The sequence below is a fragment of the Marinobacter manganoxydans MnI7-9 genome, from assembly GCF_000235625.1.
Classification (GTDB): domain Bacteria; phylum Pseudomonadota; class Gammaproteobacteria; order Pseudomonadales; family Oleiphilaceae; genus Marinobacter; species Marinobacter manganoxydans.
Genome location: NZ_AGTR01000028.1, coordinates 87656 through 107984, shown reverse-complemented (window position 1 = coordinate 107984; position 20329 = coordinate 87656). Strand labels below are relative to the sequence as shown.

General features: G+C 58.3%; 14 protein-coding genes. 7 read left to right on the top strand and 7 right to left on the bottom strand.

Annotated features, from left to right (window positions below; translation table 11 throughout):
* Window positions 1–48: 48 nt before the first annotated feature.
* From KYE_RS07875 to KYE_RS21920, 4 genes are read right to left on the bottom strand one after another with little or no spacing between them, the layout of a single operon-like run.
* Window positions 49–3168, bottom strand: a complete 3120-nt coding sequence (locus KYE_RS07875; RefSeq protein WP_008172122.1) for an error-prone DNA polymerase — start codon at window positions 3166–3168, stop codon at window positions 49–51.
* Window positions 3168–4586, bottom strand: a complete 1419-nt coding sequence (locus KYE_RS07870; RefSeq protein WP_008172120.1) for a Y-family DNA polymerase — start codon at window positions 4584–4586, stop codon at window positions 3168–3170. Before KYE_RS07870 ends, KYE_RS07875 begins: the two co-directional genes overlap by 1 nt.
* Window positions 4587–4595: 9 nt before the next feature.
* Window positions 4596–5141, bottom strand: a complete 546-nt coding sequence (imuA, locus tag KYE_RS07865; protein ID WP_008172118.1) for a translesion DNA synthesis-associated protein ImuA — start codon at window positions 5139–5141, stop codon at window positions 4596–4598.
* Window positions 5138–5284, bottom strand: coding sequence for a hypothetical protein (locus KYE_RS21920; protein ID WP_008172117.1), 147 nt, complete (start codon window positions 5282–5284; stop codon window positions 5138–5140). Before KYE_RS21920 ends, imuA begins: the two co-directional genes overlap by 4 nt.
* 128 nt (window positions 5285–5412) lie before the next feature.
* Here KYE_RS21920 and KYE_RS07860 point away from each other — a divergent pair, with 128 nt between their 5' ends.
* A complete protein-coding gene (locus tag KYE_RS07860) occupies window positions 5413–5760 on the top strand; it encodes a 4a-hydroxytetrahydrobiopterin dehydratase (RefSeq protein WP_008172116.1) in 348 nt (115 codons plus the stop codon).
* A 272-nt stretch (window positions 5761–6032) separates the two neighbouring features.
* Here KYE_RS07860 and KYE_RS07855 read toward each other — a convergent pair whose 3' ends face one another.
* Together KYE_RS07855 and KYE_RS07850 are read right to left on the bottom strand one after the other, a co-directional pair.
* Entirely contained in the window at window positions 6033–6350 is a 318-nt protein-coding gene (locus tag KYE_RS07855) for a CcdB family protein (RefSeq protein WP_008172112.1), read from the bottom strand.
* A complete protein-coding gene (locus tag KYE_RS07850; RefSeq protein WP_008172111.1) occupies window positions 6350–6595 on the bottom strand; it encodes a type II toxin-antitoxin system CcdA family antitoxin in 246 nt (81 codons plus the stop codon). The genes KYE_RS07855 and KYE_RS07850 overlap by 1 nt, the downstream gene beginning before the upstream one ends.
* Window positions 6596–6805: 210 nt before the next feature.
* On the opposite strand from KYE_RS07850, the gene KYE_RS07845 reads away from it, so the two are divergent.
* The 3 genes from KYE_RS07845 to KYE_RS07835 all read left to right on the top strand — a co-directional run bounded on the left by KYE_RS07845 (window position 6806) and on the right by KYE_RS07835 (window position 7943).
* Window positions 6806–7048 carry a type II toxin-antitoxin system Phd/YefM family antitoxin gene (locus tag KYE_RS07845; protein WP_008172109.1) on the top strand — a complete coding sequence of 81 codons (243 nt, stop codon included), beginning with the start codon at window positions 6806–6808 and terminating at the stop codon, window positions 7046–7048.
* A complete protein-coding gene (locus tag KYE_RS07840; RefSeq protein WP_008172108.1) occupies window positions 7045–7308 on the top strand; it encodes a Txe/YoeB family addiction module toxin in 264 nt (87 codons plus the stop codon). Before KYE_RS07845 ends, KYE_RS07840 begins: the two co-directional genes overlap by 4 nt.
* 98 nt (window positions 7309–7406) lie before the next feature.
* Window positions 7407–7943 carry a GNAT family N-acetyltransferase gene (locus tag KYE_RS07835; protein ID WP_008172106.1) on the top strand — a complete coding sequence of 179 codons (537 nt, stop codon included), beginning with the start codon at window positions 7407–7409 and terminating at the stop codon, window positions 7941–7943.
* Window positions 7944–7995: 52 nt separating this feature from the next.
* Here the strand turns inward: KYE_RS07835 and KYE_RS07830 are convergent, their stop codons facing one another.
* Complete coding sequence (locus KYE_RS07830; protein ID WP_008172104.1) at window positions 7996–8496, bottom strand: lactoylglutathione lyase family protein; 501 nt, start codon at window positions 8494–8496, stop codon at window positions 7996–7998.
* 94 nt (window positions 8497–8590) lie between these two features.
* Between KYE_RS07830 and KYE_RS07825 the strand changes: the two genes are divergently transcribed.
* From KYE_RS07825 to KYE_RS07815, 3 genes are all read left to right on the top strand, one after another.
* On the top strand, window positions 8591–9466 hold the full coding sequence (locus KYE_RS07825; protein WP_039881921.1) for a LysR family transcriptional regulator: 876 nt from the start codon (window positions 8591–8593) through the stop codon (window positions 9464–9466).
* Window positions 9467–9863: 397 nt separating this feature from the next.
* The gene (locus KYE_RS07820; RefSeq protein ID WP_008172101.1) at window positions 9864–10460 is read left to right on the top strand and encodes a hypothetical protein; all 597 of its coding nucleotides are present in this window, start codon (window positions 9864–9866) and stop codon (window positions 10458–10460) included.
* A 1-nt stretch (window position 10461) separates the two neighbouring features.
* Complete coding sequence (locus KYE_RS07815; protein ID WP_008172100.1) at window positions 10462–20289, top strand: DUF6603 domain-containing protein; 9828 nt, start codon at window positions 10462–10464, stop codon at window positions 20287–20289.
* Window positions 20290–20329 lie beyond the last annotated feature (40 nt).

Below are 20329 nucleotides of genomic sequence, written 5' to 3'. Positions count from 1 at the left end.
TTCACCGCAGTACAAAAAGCCCCGCCTCTGTGCGGGGTTTTTTTGTGTCTAATGAAAATTCCTGGAATTCACGGGTAACGACTGAATCAGGTGGCTGAGGTCCGAAAGCCGACCTGCCATCACATGCACAATGTCTCCCTGTCGCTCCAGCACTCCCTTCACATGCAGCAACCGGGCAGTCAGTAACGGCTTGCGCTGTCGCCGTGCCGTTTCCAGCCACACCACCACGTTCACGTTGCCGGTTTCGTCTTCCAGAGTGACGAAGGTGACGCCGGAGGCGGAGCCAGGGCGCTGGCGGCCGGTGACGAGGCCGGCGACCTGAACCGGAATGCCGGCTTTGGTACTTTTCAGTTGCTCGGCACTGAGGCAGAACTTCAGATGGCCCTGTTCCCGCAGTAATGCCAGTGGGTGACGCTGCAGGGTGAGGCCCTGGCTGGCGTAGTCGGCCAGCACGTTCTGGCCTTCCGAGGGTTCCGGCAATTGCTGGCAGTAGTCCGGCTGGTAGTCGACCGCTGTTTCCTGAGCGAATAGCTCAGCAGGTTGTTCATGGTCGAGCAGTTGCCAGTACGCCTGGTGGCGGTTGGCGGCGAATGCCGGCATGGCGTTGGCCCCGGCGAGTAGTTCCATATCCCGCTGGTTGAGTGCGGCCAGGCGGCGAAGCTCGCTGGCAGAGCGGTAGCCCTCGGCTGGCCGGTTCTGGTGGATACGCTCGGCGCCATGAATGGACAGGCCCTGGATGATTCTAAGGCCCAGGCGCAGATGGCGTTCTTCACCTTCCAGGGTGTGGTCCCACTGGCTGGCATTCACATCTGGTGGCAGTACGGTGACATTGTGGCGCCGGGCGTCCTGCACCAGTTGTGAAGGCGAATAGAACCCCATGGGTTGGCTGTTCAGCAGGGCACAGTAAAACGCCGCCGGATAGTGCCGCTTGATCCAGGCGGAGACGTAGACAAGCAGGGCAAAGCTGGCGGCGTGGGATTCGGGGAAGCCATAGCCGCCAAAGCCGCAGATCTGCTGGTACAGCCGTTCGGCGAAGTCGGCATCGTGACCACGCTCGAGCATACCGGTGACCAGCTTTTCCCGGAATGGAGTCAGGTCGCCGTGGGATTTCCAGGCGGCCATGGCCCGGCGGAGCTGGTCGGCTTCGCCGGCGGAGAAGCCGGCCGCCACCATGGCCAGTTTGATCACCTGTTCCTGGAAGATGGGCACGCCGAGGGTGCGCTCCAGCACCTTGCGCACGGCATCGTTCGGGTAATCCACCGGCTCCAGGCCGTGCTTGCGGCGCAGGTACGGGTGCACCATGTCACCCTGGATGGGGCCCGGCCGCACGATGGCCACTTCGATCACCAGGTCGTAATAGGTTTCCGGTTTAAGGCGGGGCAGCATGTTGATCTGGGCCCGGGACTCCACCTGGAAAACCCCGATGCTGTCGCCTGTCTGAAGCATGGCGTAGGTGTCACGGTCTTCCTGGGGAATGTCCTGTATCCGGAAAGGCTGGCCTTTTTCATCGCTGATCAGTTCCAGCGCTTTTCGAATGGCGGAGAGCATGCCAAGGGCCAGCACATCCACCTTCATCAGTCCCAGGCTCTCAAGGTCGTCCTTGTCCCACTGGATTACGGTGCGGTCGGCCATGGCAGCGTTCTCCACTGGCACCAGTTCGGCCAGTGGCCCGGCGCTGATCACGAAACCGCCCACGTGCTGGGACAGATGTCGGGGGAAGCTCAGCAGGGTATTCACTAGGGTGAAGAACTGGTCCGCCACCTGTGGGTTGCGGGTGATTTTCTTGTCGAGAATCTGCTGGCGCCAGTTGGTGGCCTTGTCCCGCCAGTCGATGCCTTCCAGCAGCTGTTCCACCAGGGCCGGATCAAACCCCAGGGCCTTGCCGACATCCCGAATGGCGCTTTTGGGCCGGTAACGGATCACCGTGGCAGCCAGGGCGGCGCGCTCACGGGTATAACGCCGGTAGATATACTGGATAACCTCTTCACGACGTTCGTGCTCGAAATCCACATCGATATCGGGCGGTTCGTTTCGGTCTTTGGAAATAAACCGCTCGAACAGCAGTTCCACCCGGGCCGGGTTCACCTCGGTGATGCCCAGGCAATAACAAACCGCAGAGTTTGCTGCCGACCCCCGCCCCTGGCAGAGAATCCCCCGGCTGCGGGCAAAGTCGACAATATCGTGGATGGTGAGGAAGTAATGCTCGTAGTTCATCTCCGAGATCAGGCCCAGCTCCTTGCGGATCAGGCTCTGAACCTGCAGTGGTGTGCCATCCGGGTAACGCCGGCGCTCGCCTTCGCGGGTCAGCCGTTTCAGGTAGCCGGCCGGAGTCTCGTCCTCCGGCACCAGGTCTGGCGGGTATTCATAGCGCAGGCTGCCGGGCTCGAAGGTGCACTGGTTGGCAATGGTCAGGGTTTCATGCAGCCAGGCTTCCGGAAACAGCCGTTGCAGAACGGGCAGGGGGCGCAGGTATCGCTCGCCATTCTGGAACAGGCAGTGGCCGGCATTCTCCAGATTGGTGTGATTGCGCAGGGCTGTCAGTACATCCTGCAGCGGCTGGCGCTCCCGGCTGTGCATGTGCACCTCGCCCACGGCAGCCACGGGAATGCGCAGCTGATCGGCCAGCCAGTGTATCCGTGCCAGCCGCTGCTCCTCGCCGGATTCCAGGGTGCGGGCCGCGGCAATCCAGATCCGGGGGTCAAACAGTCGGGCCAGCCACTCGCCGCAGGCCAGCGCCTGATCGGAATCCGCTTCGGTAGGCGATGGGGGCAGCCACAGACAAAGGCAGTCATCCAGGGTGTGGGTTTCAATGTCCCGGTAATACAGCTGGTAATGGCCTTTCTCAGCCCGCCGGCGGCCGGTAGTGATCAACTGGCAAAGCTGGCCATAGCCTTTGCGCGTGCGGGCCAGAAGGATAAAGCGAGGAGAAGCGGCGCCGGTGGGGGCATCCGACAACTCAAACCAGCTGCCGGTAATGAGTTTTACAGGACTTTCTGCCAGCGCCGCCCAGGCCCGGGGAATACCGGCAACGGAGCAGGCATCGGTGATGGCCAGGGCGGTGTAGCTCAGCTCATGCGCTCGCTCAGCCAGTTCGTGGGGATGAGAGGCCCCGGTGAGGAAGGTGAAATTGCTGAAGCAAAACAGCTCTGCATACTGCTGCCCGGACATCAGCCAAACCACCCATGCACAAACCAGCCTTCCCGGGCATCCCGGAAGACCCAGGCCAACTGGCCGCTGCTCAACTGGGCAATGTAATAATCCCGGTGCACGCGCTGGCCATCCCACCAGCCACCGCTGATGCGCTCAGGCCCGGAAAACCAGGTAACGGGCGCCTCGGTCAGCGGTTGCGGGCCTTTCAATAACCAGAGCGGCCGCCTGGGCAGTTCTGCTGCCGGTACTGGCGGCGTTCCGGTTTTACGCAGAACTTCCGAGGCCGACCAGGCCCGTTCGGGACGATGATCCGCCTGGGGCGAGAGCTGCCTGAGAGCCTGATCGCCCAGGCGCGCCTGCAGCCGGCTGATCAGGGTATGCCAGGCTTCATTCAGATCCTGGGTTTCACCCAGCAGATCCTGCCCGGAGGGTGCTTCCCGTGACAGGAAACGCTTCACCAGCAAAACCATGGAGATAACCGGGGCGCTCAGGGAATGTTGCTCCAACCGCAGACGAACCAGGTTCAAGAAATGATCGGCCCGGTGCTCCGGCCCGGATGTGCGAATCTGCAGCCGGGTTGGTTCCGCATGCCGGTGCTTCAGAACCAGCCGCAGGCTGTCGGTATCCTGCTGGCGCCAGCACAGATCCTCTTCCAGTTCGACAAGCATGCGCTGGAGCGGAAACAGCAGCCCCTGGGTGTGTTCTATTTCCTGCACAAAATCCGCCTGTTGCCGGAACGAGTGGGGCGGCTGCCAGGGCGTGCGGGGATCTGGCCGGGTGCCCTGGATTTTCTGGATGTAAGCCAGTAACTCCGGAGACAGACGCCGTGCCAGTTCGCCGGGCGGTAAATCAAACACCTCCCCCAACGTGTTCAGCCCCAGGCGCTGCAAACGGGTACAGGCTTTCTCGTTGAATTCAGCTGCCAACAGGGGCATCTGGCTCAGGCTTCGAAGAATGTGGCCTTTGTCTGCCGTGCATTCCCCCTTGCCGGCGCGGGCAATCAGCCGGGCCGACAGAGGGGTATAGCCAATACCGATCCAGGCATTCAGCTGGCGCTCATTCAGCCCCTGTTCCACGGTTTGCCAAACGGCGGGCAGCCCGCCATACAGTTTTTGAAGGCTGCCAATTTCGGCCAGCAGACCATCGGGCGGCACCAACACAATATGGGCCGCATAGCGGTACAGCCAGCGGGCCTGATCTTCCAGAATCCTGGCTTCCTGGGTTTCATCAGCCCGCACCATGCCCAGATCCGGAGCCAGGCTGATGGCGGTTTTCAGGCGCATGCCGCTACGAATACCCTGGCTCCTGGCGTCCGGGCAGGCCTGGATCACCTTCTGGCCAGAGCCTTCAACCACCACCAGGGCGCCCTCATCTTCACGGGTGCGCCGAATATGGTCCAGCACCAGGTGCGGGAAATGCAGATACAGCCATAGCATGGAGCGTTATTACCCGGTTGAACCCGACCAGGGGCCCCGGACAACCCGGGTGGTTTCACGGAAGGAGAGATCGGCCCGCTGGGCCATGGCCAGTGAACAGCGCTGCCCGGGCCAGCTACCCCGGCGCTTGAGCACATTCACCTTGAGATCCTGCTGCTCCCCCGGTTCCAGCTCCAGCCGCAGGGCAGCCGGAGAATTCTGCCCGGCGTAACGTCGTTCCCGGAACAGCACACACACATTGCTCCCGGCTTCGGCGGCCAGTTGCAGGCGACGGACTTCCCGTGAGGCCAGCTTGCCCGGCCAGGCCATTACCAGGCCTGTTACTGGTGAGCGCAGGCAGTTCTCCAGTGTCCACAAAAAGTCGCCCTCATCATCGGTATGGATCAGCACCACCTGGTCCAGGTTGACGCCTTCCCGGGCCAGGGCAGGGGCATAGGGCGTATGCGGCGGGTTCAGCCAGAACACGCTTTTGCCCTCTTCGCACACCCGTTGCATCAGCGGCAGAAGCAAATGCAGCTCACCAATACCCGGTGCATCCAGCAGGCATTCGCTCAAGGCACCCGGGGCCAGCCCAGGCCTCCGAGCTGGTTATCCAGCACCTGGTAACCGGTTGATTGCGCAGGCTGTGTGGTCTGGGTGTGGCGGTGCCCCTGCCAGACACGGGCATCCTGCATCAGCGTGTTCAGAAGCTCGCTCATGATGAAAACTCTCAAAATACTGTTTAAATATACAGTATTCGGAAAGCCGCCGGATTTCAAGAGAAGGGTTGATAAAGCGAAGGGCACGACCCACGCTTGTAATACAGCCATCAACCATGGAGGTTGAAATGAGTGACCTGAAAGCACACAGCTGTGAAGCTTGCAGCCCGAACGCAAGCAAGGCGACCGAGGAAGAAAAGCAGCAGCTGCATAAAGAGGTCCCAGACTGGGAAATTCTGGAAATTGACGGGGAAGAACAGCTTCATAAGGTCTACAAACTTAAAAACTTTGTGAAGGCCCTGGAGTTCACCAACAAGATTGGCGAACTTGCCGAAGAAGAAGACCATCACCCGGTGGTTGTTCTGGAATATGGCAAAGTTGCAGTGAGCTGGTGGAGCCACGAAATCGGCGGCCTGCACAAGAACGACTTCATCCTGGCAGCGAGAACCGACGCTGCTTTCAACGACATGCAATAATCCCAATCACGGCGGAACCCGGTTTCCGCCGTGCTCCTTCCGGACCGGAGACCACCAGACGAATGGTTGAAAACCGCACCGATAACCCCCTGACCCTGAAGCTCGGCAGGGAAGAGCTCATCATCCGGCTTATCAGCCACATCCACGTTAAGCGAATTCCAGCCAGTAACTGGGAGAGTTAGAAGCCTTCGTCAACTGTGCTTTGCACTCCAAAAACAGTTTTAGGAGTTTGATAAACGGGTGATATACGAACGCGTTCGTGTAATTAGCTGCTAAATGCCAGTGATAGCCATGTCTAGGGCTCCAACAATCTGATCTCTGAAATGTGATAGAGAACCAATCGGATTGTTGAGATGCTTTTCAGAAACAGAGGAAATTTGCGGGGTCAACAGGAGAAGCTCCTGGTCTGCAAAGCTGATTTCTGGGGTGAGTCCTTGCATGGCTTCGCCACCGAATGCGGAGCGTTTCCCCAAAGGAATGACGATACGAGTTGCCAGTTCGCTCAGCAGGCTGCTTTGAATATCGACAAGGTAAGGGTAGTGAGCTTTGCTAGTTTTACTTGGGTTGAGGTATACATCGAACTGTGCCATCAAAATTCCCTGAATTCATCGCCGAAGCATCCATGTTGTTCGACAAAATCGTTATAACTTTTTATCGCAGACCTGTTTTCTTCAACCCATTGTTCTGCTTCGCGTTTGGCAAGCTCTTCTTTCAGGGCTCGCTCCAGGGTAGCAGACAAGTTAATGTTCAGTTCACGGGTCTTACGCAGTAGATCGCTATTGACTGAGAGGTTCGCAGCTTTTTTCGGTGCGGCTGTGTTGTAGAGTTCGGCCATTCCAGCCTCCAAGTGGCTATTTAATGCATGGCCTCAGTTTATGCGCATGATAGTGCGCATTCAAGAATTTAGCCAAAGGCTCTTGTCGGACGCGCCTGAGCTGGCGCTTCGCCGCTCCGCAAAGCCAGGGCGTTATGCAATACGTTCGCCTTGACGTACGTACCCAAGAGCGTACACTTGTTTAAAAGTTGAACATACAAGAGGTGCGTCATGACCGGAATCACAGCAACTGAGGCGCGCAGCAACCTATATCGGTTGATCGACGAGACCGCCGAGTCCCACCAACCAATCGTCATCATGGGTAAGCGGAACAAAGCCGTCCTGGTTTCCGAGGAAGACTGGTCTGCAATTCAGGAAACGCTTTACCTGCTCTCCGTGCCTGGTATGCGGGAGTCTATTCGTGAGGGGATGGATACCCCCGAGGATGAATGCGATGAGGAGCTGGACTGGTGACATGGAAGTTGGTTTACACCAAGCAAGCCCAGAAAGATGCAAAAAAGCTGGCCTTCAGCGGTCTCAAACCAAAAGCCCAGGAAGTGTTGGCGCTTATAGCAGAAGATCCATACCGCAAGCCCCCTCCGCTTGAGAAGCTCATAGGTGATCTTTCGGGAGCCTATTCACGCCGAATCAATATTCAGCACCGTCTGGTCTACCAAGTGCTAGAGGACGAGCAAGTGGTGAAAGTCCTCAGGCTCTGGAGCCACTACGAATAATCCATAGCCAGCCGCTGTCGCCGGACAATTTTTCCACTGCTTCCCGTTATGTATAAAAACGGCCTGTTCTTCAAGGAACTCAATAGGGTTTTCAAGCCATGAAATTCTCGAAGTCTAGCGAGTCTGATCGTCAGGAAATCGAGGTCCTGTTTACCCGGACATTCTCTGATTCGGAAGGTGAGTCCGAGGAAAAGCTGATTGGCCATCTGGTGCATGAGTTGATGAACGGGACCGAAACCGATGACATGTTCGGGTTCATCGCTACCGAGCAAGGGCAGATAGTCGGGTGTATCTTTTTCACGAGATTGTCGTTCGGCTCCCGCGTAAACGCATTTATGTTGTCACCGGTAGCCGTTGATACAGACCATCAGGGGAAAGGCGTTGGTCAAAAACTGATTAATTTTGGCATTGAGCACTTGCGTGAACGGGGTGTCGAACTCATTTTCACCTATGGTGATCCGAACTACTATTCAAAAGCGGGTTTCGAACACGTACCTCAAGAGGTTGCGGAAGCGCCATTTAAATTAACCCATCCAGAGGGGTGGCTGGGGCAGTCGTTGGATGGCGGCAGTATTAAACTCCCACTGGGGCAGGCGTGTTGCGTTGAGGCATTCAACGATCCTCAGTATTGGTAAATCCAGGAGGCTCTCCGCCTCGGAAAGCCCCCTTGAACTGTTCTGGCCTTTATCAGTAGGCACCCTCGCTGTATATCAACTCATAGCTGTGGCTATAGATCTCTAAAATGTTGCCAAACGGGTCTTCCATATAGATCATCCGGTAGGGCTTCTCGCCGGGATAATAGTAGCGCGGCTTCTCCATGCGTTTTTTCCCGCCAGCAGCCAAAATACGGTCAGCCAATTCCTCGACGTTCGGGTCTTGCACACAAAAGTGAAAGATGCCGGTTTTCCAGTACTCGAAATTGTCTTCCGGGTTGGTCTGGTTTTTAAATTGAAAAAGCTCCACACCGATTCTGTCGCCCGTCGATAAATGAGCAATACGGAAGCTTCCCCAGCCGGCACCGAAAACATCGGTGCACATCTCCCCAATGGCGCTTTCGTCCTCTTCGATCTCGGTTGGTTCCATAATCAAATACCAACCCATAACCTCTGTGTAGAACTTCACGGCTTGCTCAAGGTCCGGCACGGATATGCCGATGTGCGAGAAATTTCTTGGGTACACGTTGCTCATTGCCTGTCCTCCTTTAGTGAGACTGAGAGCAGGTTACATGCTGGTGTTTATCAGCTAAAATTATCATTTATTCTTTAAAAGATTACGAAAAGTAATGATAAATACCACCTGGTTACGCTCGTTTTGCACGCTGGTTGAAGTGGGACATTTCACCCGCACAGCCGAACGTCTCCACATGACACAATCGGGGGTAAGTCAGCATGTGCGTAAGCTTGAGGAGCAGCTTGGTACGGAATTGCTCGTCAGACAGGGGAAACAATTTTCGCTTTCGGGTGCCGGCGAAAAGCTTTATGCCGAGGCGCAGGACATTCTCCTGGCGTTGTCGAATCTTGAGCAAACAGTTGGTGAGGACCCGCCCTATGAGGGAACTGTGCGGCTTATGTCTCCGGGAAGTGTGGGGCTGAAGCTGTATCCTCATTTGTTGTCGCTGCAGAGCAAGCACCCGAAGCTCATTATTGATTACCGGTTTGCGCCGAATCCTGATGTGGAAAAGGCAATCGCCGAATCCACTGTTGATATCGGATTCATGACGGCAAAATCTACCCTGGCGGAAGTGAGTTGTACGCCCATCGCGCAAGAATCACTGCTGTTGGTAACACCTGCTACGGTCGAAGAACCGGATTGGGAGACGTTGATGACCCTCGGGTTTATCGACCACCCTGATGGAAGTCATCACGCCGGCTTGCTTCTTGGTGCCAATTACACCGAGTTTCAGCACAGTAGCCTGTTTCCCAGAAAGGGGTTCTCGAACCAGATCGGTTTGATCCTGGAGCCGGTCAGCCTGGGGCTGGGCTTTGCTGTTTTACCAGCACATGCCGTTGAGGCCTTTGAAAAGTCTGAGGGCATCAAAGCTCATCGTCTCTCTCACCCGGTCAGCGAAACGTTGTATCTCAGCGTTCCCCGGAATCGATCACTTCAGGCGAGAATGAATACTGTGATAGCTGAGGCCAAGCGGTGGCTGAATGGTTGAGGCAGGTTTTGAATGACTCTGCGCAGTCACCAGATTTTCACATTATTTTGGAAGGCGCATGCCTGATTTGACGTACCTGCGACCTTTCTTGACCAACGCCGAAGCGGGTATTCCGGGGCCTTGAAAGCCCGTTAATCATGATCCGATACTCATGATATGTATGATTAATCGGCTCATTTGATTAAAATTTATCCAATTTTTTTGCACCCTCCTTCACCCTGCCTATACTCCCTTATGTCATAGCTTGAATTCATGACGCTGTTTGCTGTTTCCGGGGCCTATGGCCTGAATCTACGCAACAGGGTTTTGATGCTGCAGTCCGGCTACCACGGGAAAGAAGGATGTTTTTCCTGCCGGTCTCGAAACCTGCGCAAGACATTCGCTGCGAGGGATCGCTATGGCAAATTTCGCCCGCTTTATCACCGTCGACTTCTCCCAATTCGATTGGCTAAACCGCATCGATGCTGATGTTCTGCTTGATGTCGGTGACCTGTCACCAGACCTGCTGACTGTTCCCGGTAAAGACGCCCAGCGTGTGCTTTCGGAAGTGGTTCGACTGGTTCTCGATTTGCCGCGAAACAGCACACCCCTGGTTGTCTGGACCAAAGGCGACAGCGAGCTGCTCATCCACAGTGACCAAACCCGTATTCAATTCTCCAGCGGCGTTATCACGGTAACGGTGAGCGCGGAATGCGAAGAGCATGGAAAGCTCAGTATTCCGGTACCGATTGGCGTTGGCACCAAACAGTCGCCAAGCGGCCTTGTTATGTCCACGTTCGAAGACCTCGAGGGCCCGGAAGAACTTATATTGGCCTGGCGGGACGCGATTCAGGCGTTCGCCTGGGAGTCCGTGCTGGAAGTCGCTTCCGTGTTCTGCGCCGAGGTTGGCAACGACAAGCGTGGTTTGCCGCTGGTTCCTGGCGCGATCGCCGCTGCTCCGAACAAAATGCTGGTGCAACCTGTTGCCCGGTTTTCACTGATGCCGGGAGTCTGACATGGGTGCTGACCAGAATCTGGACGTTTTTGGCACACTGGCGGAAGCAGTTGGCCTGACCCGAGACGGTGAACTACAGGGTGACTGGTTCCAGGACCCGTTAGGCAATCCCAACGGTAGCAAGCGCGGCCTCAGTTCGATGATGTACCTCGACGAGCAGCGAGAGGCATTGATCGCTTTTGTTGATGACGTGCTGGGAGCACCGGACAGGGAAGAGCAAGGGGGCGCTATCTGGGTCCCGCTTTTCAGCGACTCCGGTGCGACTGTTTTCGTAGTGGTGGAGGAGGCCGACAACGGCGCCAGAGTCGGATTTGGCATCGAATACGACAGCGCTAGCTCAGTGCCCGCAATCTCTGTAAGTGCCTATGTTCCGGTATTCCAGTTCGAACGGGAAGGCGCTGGAGCGCTGGACATTTCCGGGGCGCAACCCGATTGGCTGGTGTTGGGTCGGGACGACGCGCACATCGAATTAGCCATCAAAGTCATTATTTCCAACGATGCCCCTGCGCCAGGGGACCTATACATTGGCGCCGTATCCGTGGGTGTGGACGTTCCAACCAGCCCCTCTGATGATCTGGAATTCAGTCTCGGTTTTGAACGGCTTCAGCTCCCTGGCACCAATGCGCCCAGGGATTTTGAGCTCACCGTGGATAACATTAACGAGCTGGGCTCCGATTTTCTGGAATTCATGACGGGCCTGATTCAGGCCCAGGCCGAGGCGCTCGATACCACCAATGCGGCGACCGCTCCGTTTGCGGCGCTCACCGGTTTGGCGGGATTAAGATCTGTTCCGAATATTCCACCATTTCCGCTGGAGTCACTGATTACAAATGGCGTGTCTGCGCTGACCGGCTGGATTGAATCCATCCTTTCTTCCGCACCCGCTCGCAATGCCTGGCTCGGCCAGTGGGCCACGCTGCTGGGCGGTACTGTCAATTCTGGCCGAAGCGCCATTGAGTTCAGTGACGGATCATTGGCCGGAGCCGTTGGTTTACGTGTGGCGTCGTCAGCTGCCGGGGGATTGATCATCACGCCCTGGCTGGAAGGTTCGCTCAGACCTCAGGCCGGGGCGGAAGTGAAGGCGCAGGTGGACCTGCTTACGCTGGCAACCCTGGATGGCAGTATCAAAGCCGTGCCGAATTTGTCGCTTCTTGCTGTATTCGGGCAGGTAGCGGGCATGGGGTCGCCACTGCTTGCGGGCGACCCGGCAATTGGATCAATCAAAACCGGTATTACTCTGACCGGCGGAAAACCGGCTTTTGCATTGACGGCTCACAACGTCACGCTCGGCGGCACCAATCATGAGCTATTGGATCTGTCGTCTCCCGATGCCGCGCTGGACGCCGCCGAGAGCCTGGTCGACGGTGCTTTGGTTTCGGCATTGGCCACTCTGGGTCGCCCCGGCGAGATCTGTTCCCAACTGCTGGGGCTTGATCCGCCCACCGGTATCTCCGGCCCTTCGGCGATCGAACTCCTGACCGACCCTCTGGGTAAAACGGCCGCCTACTGGAATTCACTCGTTGCCTCGCCGGCAGCCATGGCGGTTGTTTTAACGTCAACCCAGGAACTCATCACCGGTAACTCAACCAGTGTTTCGGGCGCCGGGACGGCAGCGGATCCCTGGAGCATTGATCTGGACCCTGTAGCGCTTGAGGTTTCGATCGACGGTGATTGGATCAATTTTGATTTGGAAGCTCGCCTCGAAAACACTGTTCTGGACGACAAGCGATCAGACGTTTTTGTCAGCGCAAGGTTGTTGCGGCTGAATTTTTCGGCGCCGAGTGCGGAGTTCCTGAGCCGAATTAACGCTGGCACCCGGCTGCGGGAAGCCGATGGATCTGATCTCAGGCTGGATATGGGGCAGGTTGATGTCTCGGCCCGGTCGATCGGTGCCTCGGTGGTTTGGGGGGCTTCAACGGGCTTTGCCGTGCGTGTGGATGCGCCAGACCTGTCAGTCGAAGTTGAAGCCGTCGATGCATCCGACAGTTCAACCATCGAAGTTCCGTTGCCGCTGCCTGAGTTCAGCAGCGATGGCACGGTCCGCTTTAGCGCGGATTGGGGGGGCATCGAAAACGCGGTGGCCGCGTTGCTTCGGCGACTGGGCTCGCCGATTATCACCGCGCTTACGGACCTGATTGGCTGGAACGGCGAGGGAGCTCGTCTATCCATTGAGCAGCTTTTGAGCGACCCGGAAGCTGCTCTGAAATCCTGGATGGGTGATCTGGTACTGAATTGCAGCAATGTTCGGGTGGCGATGAGCCCGCTCTCATACCTTTTCAGCGGCTTCCGCCAGTGGGCACCGCTGGGCAATGGCAATGAACGCACGCCGTATCGAGCCGCCATTGCCGCAGACTCCAGGGCGCCGGGCGTTGCGGTGTGGCTGGACCCTGGCTGCGACATCCACCGCGGGCGGTATCAACCTCCAGCTGGCAATTTCGATTCCAGCGAGCCGACGGAGTTGGCCTCCATTGCAGAAGCGATTCGGACGGCAGGTACGGAGCTTCCGGAGCTCGCCGATCTGATGACGGGCCGGAACCGCCTGGACGAGGGGTTTCAGGCGTTAATTGATCGCTTCACCGGTACCGACGGCCTGATCGGCCGCCCAGCCTCGCTGCCAACCGGTGTGAATGGCATCGACATTGGAGGCTTGAGCTATCGTGAACTGGTGGCATTCGGTGCCATCAACCTGTTGCCGCAGGAAGCCTTCGGAAGCGCACCTGACTCTGTGGTTTACGTGGGCTGTGAGGACCTCTGGAGTACCTGTTTCGGAAGCGACAGCCTGGATGTTCGGGGAGAGGTCAGCGGACCCGGCGTTCCGGCGTCCGCCAACGGACACTGGTCCATCTGCCTGCCGAATCCAACAACAGCCGCGGCAGCGAGACCTGATCGTGGTGCCATAGACGAGCAATGCCAGCGCCTGATCGAGGTGTTGCAGGATCGGGCCACGCCCATAACGGTTGTTGCCTTCGGTTCCGCCGGGGCGGCTGCCATCAAGGCGGCAAGTACGATCACTTCGATTGATCGGGTGGTAACGGTAGGCGCGCCCTGGGCGCCGGTTTCCCTGAATGGCTTGTTGTCGGGGTTGAGCGGCGACGCGTTGCGGCTCCTCTTGCAGCTCCAGCGACCAGAGCCCGAGACGATTAACGAAGAGGAGATTGCCGGAGAATCCAACGCCCTCTTGCAGTTTGGCTATGTTCTTGAGCGGGCGTCCCGGGCCGCCGGTTTAACACCCGACAGCCTTGATGAGCTTTTGCGGGCGGACCAGCAAGCGATCCGGTCCGGCCTTCCGGTAGACGCGGTATTCGGCGCCCTTGACGCCGAAGCCCTGGAAGCCGGTCTTGCTGCAACCGTTGCCGGTGCCATTGCCTACCGCCACGAAACCTATGAGCCTCCGGCAACGCCACCAACCAAACTGCACGCCGGTGTGGATCTGCCAGTTATTGATGCCAATCTCGGCGGCGTCTTCCTCGGGGCGGGGGCCATCCTGGAACTGGCGACCTGCGATCGAGGCCCCGGTGGCGATGGCTTTGAGGTGCAAACAGATAGGCAGGTCATCGTGGATCTGCATTTCGGCGTTCAGGATGGTTGGCTTGTTGGTGGCCCGGGCGCCGGCCAGAACGACATTGAGGTGCGCTGGGTATCTGCCCGGTTGTACCTGCCCTTGGCCGGTAGCACGCGGGTATCTGGCGCCCGGATAGTTCTGCACGAGGCCAACTGCTTCGGGGTGCGGCGGGACCAGTGGGTGATTGAAAGCGGGGCTGGTGTAGCCTCGCCGAGCTTGCCCACGTCTGAGGTTCATTTGATTCTGGCCGAAGTTGTGGGGCGCTTGGCTGCGGCATCTCCGGATCTCAGCCAACTGCTTGCCGACATCGGGCTGGTTGCCGGAGGTGGTTATGATCCGGAAGGTTTTGATCAGCTTATTCTGGATACCAGTGCCGCAATCAACGCGGCGGTAGATGCATCTCCGGCCAACCTTGCCGGCGCACTAAGGGCGCTTGGCGGATTTGGTGGCGCAGGCGCCGAGATATCCTGGGCACTCGATGCGGCAACCATTGCCGTCGATCTGAACTCCCGCGCCTTTGCTCTGGACGTAAACCATGTGGCGGCAGACCTTGTTCCACTGGGCCTGACGCTATTTGCTTCGGCATCCTCGGCCTCCATCTCCGGCTCCATCGGCGCAATCGAGCCGGATGTGGGTGGTCTTCGGCTTGTAGCCAGTGCAGCAACGGGTGGAGTTTCACCCGCCCTGACTATTGCCTGGCAAACTCCTGGTTCATTGTCCGCGACGTCAATCAATCTTCTGTCATCGCTAAGCACTTCCGAGCAGGCCGCCCTGGCGAAACTGGGAGCGGGGTTCATCCCGTCAACGCTTCTGGCGGGATTGGTTGATCACCTCCGCGAAACCGCTTCTGACGATGCGAGGGTCGCCATTGAGGTGATAATGGATGGCCTGGATTTGCTGGCGCCGCCTTCTGAACTGCCCTCACGCAGGGTGTTGCTGCCCTGGGCGTTGTTTATGGACCCGGTGGGTTGGCTGAAGACAGGCGCTGCACCCTGGAAGGCCGACCCGTTTGGCCAGGCGATTCAGGCGTTCGATGCGCTCGGCCAGTTGTTGATACCCGGCTTCACCGGAGGCGGATTCGATTTCAGTAATGAGGTGTCCGTAACCTACGGGGTGGCCTCAGAACGACTGAATGTAGCCGTCGCCATCGAAACAAGTCATTCATTGGGCGCGACTCCGGTCATCATCAGCCTGGGCGGCGGCCTGTCCATAGCCACCAACGGCTCGATTAGCACCCTCGTTTCCAGTTCGGCGACCTTTGATGGGAAGGGCGTTGCTATCTCCCTATCGCCAGACATTCGCATCGACCTCTTGCGGGCTGCCCCTGCAGCGCCCATGCAGATTTACCCTTCGGGACCGGGCCTGGGATCACTTCTGGCGACTGGAGCAGGTATGGCCATCCCGGTCGCGCTTAACGCATTGATTGCCGAAAGGGCCAACCCGACGCCGTCGCTGCAAAAAAATGTGGCTACGGCAGTGTTTGAGTTGGGTAGCGCATTGGATCTTCTGGAATCCAATCAGTTTGCCGACGCCAGAATTCAGACCTTTGCCGCAGACCCCGCCGGGGTACTTTTATCCCGCCTGCCCAATCTGGTTGTTACCGCAATTTCGCAGTTGGCCAATGCTCTCGACCCTGCGGGTACTGTCGTTTCGACATCGACGCCTGCGACGGGAATCTGTCGACTGTCACTGGGTAGCACGGATCCTGTGGAGATCACTCTGGATGCCAGCCCCACGGGCCCTGCCATTGAACTGGCCGCGGCTCTTTCGATAGCGGATGTCGGAACGGTCGGATTCGACCGGGTGCGACTCAGCGCGAGCGGCGTTGCCGTTGCTGTTTCCTATGTGGCAAGCGGATTCGACGTTGGCAATGGTTTGATTCTTCGCCCTGTAGCGAAAATTGAAGCCGGCGTGTCCGGCGCCGGTTTCTCCCGAATGGCCGCCCTTGGTCTCGTCACCGATGGTGCGGGTGACCAGTCCGTTCAGTTCCGGTGGGCTTTGAATCAGACGCCGCCGCGGGTGGTTGTTGTTGAAGAGTCGCCGTCCGGTGAAACAGAAGACAGCGAGCCCGCAGCTGTGGCCCTGGCGCTCCTGTCCCAGGCTGTTTCCATGGCAGCGGGTGTCACCTTGGAAGCACTTGGTACATTGGGAGCGGATGCGGTTGATGCCCTGCAGGATGTCCTGTTCACCGGTGGCACACCAACTCTTGATCCCACTTTGTTTGACGACATCGTCGACCCGGAAGCATTGTTGAAGCGCCTGTTCCAGCTCGGCTTCAACCTGGCCGACCACAACCTGAAAATTACCATTGATGGCAAAGTGGATGTCGGCTTCACCCGCAACGGCGATCTTGCAGGCATCTTCGTGTCTTTGCCCCCGGGCGAGCGTATTTCGCTCGGCGGCAGCGACCCGACGGTGGATCTCGAAGTGGTCGCCAACTGGGTGACGTCGCCCGGAATCGCGCCGGGTTTGTCGATCTTGCTCGTTGAAAAGGTCGGCAGCGATTTTCAACTGAATGCGGGTTTCTCCATCGCTGGTCTGGGCGTTCGCGTTGGCAAAAATGCAGGGCCTTTGCTGAACCTGGGTATTATGAGTATCGACGCCATCGGCGTTCATTTATACGGCGAGGCGGTGCCGGCAGGGTTAGGTGGCGGCGTTCAGGTTCAGCTTGATGGGCTGGCCATCGTGCCCTCGGCGGCTGGCGGCGACAATGCGGTTGCCAATAACATCATGAGCGACGCCGGAAACGATGCGTCGCCCTCGGCCCGTCCTGCCTTCAGCCCGGCGTTGGCGATTCAGAAGAACCCGGGCGGCGACCTTGGCATTTCATTGCGGGCAGGGGATCCGCCTGGCCCCTGGTGGCTGGCGATCCAGAGACAGTTAGGCCCGCTTTATCTCGAGCAATTCGGTTTTGATGTCACCGAAGTTGATGGGTCCGTTACCGGGATTTCGCTGCTGTTCGATGCGCGCGTCTCACTGTTCGGGCTAACGGCATCGGTTGAGGAGCTTGGCCTGCACTGGCTCGGTGGGGACGTTTTCGAGTTGACCAACTGGGCGGTCGATTTGAAAGGCCTGGGTGTTTCCGGGGACTTCAGTGGTCTGTCTATCGCTGGTGGTCTTCTGAAAACAGACCTGGAGGGACAGATCGGCTACGTCGGAATGCTGATGGGTCGCTTCGGGGTGTATGGACTCTCCTTGTTCGGCGGATACAGCGACGACAAAGGGCTGCCTTCGTTCTTTGTATTCGGTGCCATTCAAGGCCCCATTGGTGGTCCTCCCGCCTTCTTCCTGACTGGTATTGGGGGCGGTCTGGGTATCAAACGGGGGCTACGCGTTCCGGATGACCTGTCAAAGTTTGGCGAATACCCCTTCATCAAGGCTCTGGATCCCGCGGCGAGCGTGTCCTCCGATCCATTGGAGGAGTTGCGAAAGCTTGCCGAATACTTCCCTCCGGAGCCGGGTAACTTCTGGTTTGCCGCCGGCATCAGTTTTACCAGCTTTTCTCTGGTGGACGGTGTCGCGGTGTTGTCGGTTTCCGTGGGCAACGGGTTGGAACTCAATCTCTTTGGTCTGGCTCGAATGGCTTTGCCCAGGCCCCAGGCCGCACTGGTATCCATTGAGCTGGGGTTGCTAGCCCGGTTCTCGTCCTCGGAGGGGCTGTTCCTGATTCAGGCGCAGCTTACCGACAATAGCTGGCTGTTGTACCCCGAAGTCCGACTGACGGGGGGCTTTGCTTTTGCTACCTGGTGGCTCGGCCCCAATGCGGGCCAGTTTGTTCTGACCTTGGGTGGCTATCATCCCAGCTTTCAGCGTGACGGGTATCCGATTGTTGCCAGGTTGGGCCTGCAATGGCGGGTGTCCAACGCCATTGTGATCAAGGGTGGCTCTTACTTTGCCCTCACATCAGAAGCCTTGATGGCAGGGGTGGAAGTGGAGGTCAGTGCCGACTTTGGCTTCGCCTGGGCCCGCATAGCCTTTGGTGCGAATGCCATTGTCTATTTCGATCCGTTCTACTTCATGGCGGACGCCTACGCCCGCATTTCCGCCGGTGTGAAGATAAAAACCTTCCTGGGTACCATTCGAATCAGCATCAGTCTTGGTGCTCGCATTGAGGTCGAGGGGCCTGATTTCCGGGGCAAGGCGACCATCGAAGTAGGTCCTTGCGACATCAAGGTGAAGTTCGGCAGTTCCCGCGAGATTCGCGGCATATTCGTGGGTTGGGATGAGTTCGTACCCAAGTATCTGGAAGAAACCTCGCCGGGCCGGGCGCGGACGCTCTCGGGGGCAGCGGGTAAGGGGGCATTGCCCGCGTCCACGGAGGGTGAAACCTCGGCACCCTCCAGTGACGGTAGTTATGAGCGGCCCTTCGAAGTCTTCGCAGAGTTCGAAGTGTCGGTTGTCGCAACCGGCCCGGTCACCCGGTTTGACTTCAACAACCCGGCCATCGACAAGGACATTACGCCCAAATTGCCGAGTGGCGCCGCGGTAGCGATGGGGCTGAGCCCAATGAACGCCGCCGGGTTGAAGGGTGAGTTGGAAATTCGCCTTGAGCGCAGGGTTGGAAACACATGGACGGATCGCACCTCGGACCTGCGCCCCTTGGTGGAGGGCATGAAGGACGAAAAGACTGCCGAGGAAGGTCCTACCTATGGCCTGGAAGCCTTCCCGATCGGTGTTTGGGGGCCGCCAGAAGATCCCGAGCAACCCTCCAGTCCCATTCCGAAAGGCGAGGTTATTTTCGCTGGCAGCCGGTTAAAGATGGTTGCCGAGGCGGACATGAGTTCGCAAACCGGCCCGGAAATCGATTACTACCGGGTTGAAGCAGGCCGGCGCCCACTTCCGTTGTCTGCCGCCGGTACGTTGCGGGCCGACAACCTGAACCGGGCCACCGCTTTGGGAGTTGTTGCCGAGAGCGCGAGCATTGATGAAGCCTTTATTGAAGCCCGGAAGTATCTGTTTGCGGACGGCACCGGCGCGTTACCCGAGGGGCTTCTGGCCACAGGGCAGCGCAGTGCCAAAGCGCAGGCTATCTACGAGAGCTCCCGCACCGCGCCACCCATGTTTGGCACACTGATGGATGGCCTGGAGGCGTCGAATGCCAGCAACGGATCGACCGCCTTCATGTCTCTGGATGAGAGCCCCCGGGTCATCAAACCAACGAAGCCGTTCGTGACCGGATTCATGAGCAACGGGGCGGGCGTAGCCTTGCGGGATGCGACCACAACCGTTGCGGATAAACGCATCAAGCGCCGTCCGGCACCGTCCACCGAATCCGTTCGCGGCCGACTGGGCCGCAGTCTGCCGATCAAACTAAACACAACCCATGCTCCGTCCAGCTTCAACGATCTGACGGTCGTTGTTCGTGGCTCTGTACCTCGCACCAGCGTTACCAGCGCCAGCCAGACGTATCTCGGCGGCCGGGTTGGCTCGGGTGCGGGGGCCGCCTATGTGAAGGGCCTCGGAACAGGAGCTGGACCGGTCCCCCAGGCGCCCGGTAGCAAACTGCGCCCGGGAGATATAGTCACCATGCGATCTCCGGATGCCGCAATTGATGGGGAAGATACCCGGCCTGAACTCAAGATCACCGGCGCGGCACGAGTGGTCATGTTATTGGGCAATGGTGCTGTGGTTGCCGATGAGCAGGTTCAGGATCGTCAGATCGCCGTTCCGAAACACACTGCGACAATTGCCGTGCAGGCCAGTGGTGGAGGCGATGGTCGCGCCACTGGTCTGAGAATTGTGGGCTGGCACGATCAATCCAGACTGGTTCGCCTGACCGGTCGATCAGCGCTGGGGGCCGGATGCGTTCTGTCGCTGAACGGCACAGCCGGAAGAGCCTCCGTGGGGTGGCATCTGGCCCAGAATGTGGTGCGTGGTGCGGCTGCCGTGTCTACCCGGTTTGATCACACGGTTACCTGTGTTGGTGTGATTCTGAAAGCCGGTGAGGGTCGGTCTGCCAGTGATGTGGAAATAGAGCTGCACGGTGCACGGCACCTCAGGCAGCCGGTTCAGCCGGTGGTTGTTCAGGCAGGGGCGCGCTCGGTGCTGCTGTTTGAAATCAATTCCCTTGCCGGTTATTCCGGTGTTTCCGTTCGGGCCCTGCAGGGCGGCGCCCGTGAAATTGCGGGAATGATTGGGGCGGTCGCCTCGGCTGAGGCGATGGCCGAATTGATTGCGGAAAAGGGATTGCCCGCAACGGTTTCAAGGCTGCGCGCCGTTGGCGGCAGCAACTGTGAGATCGAATGGGTGCCGGCACAGGACGATTAACGCCGGGCAGATCCACGCAGAGACCGGCGAAAGAGGATAG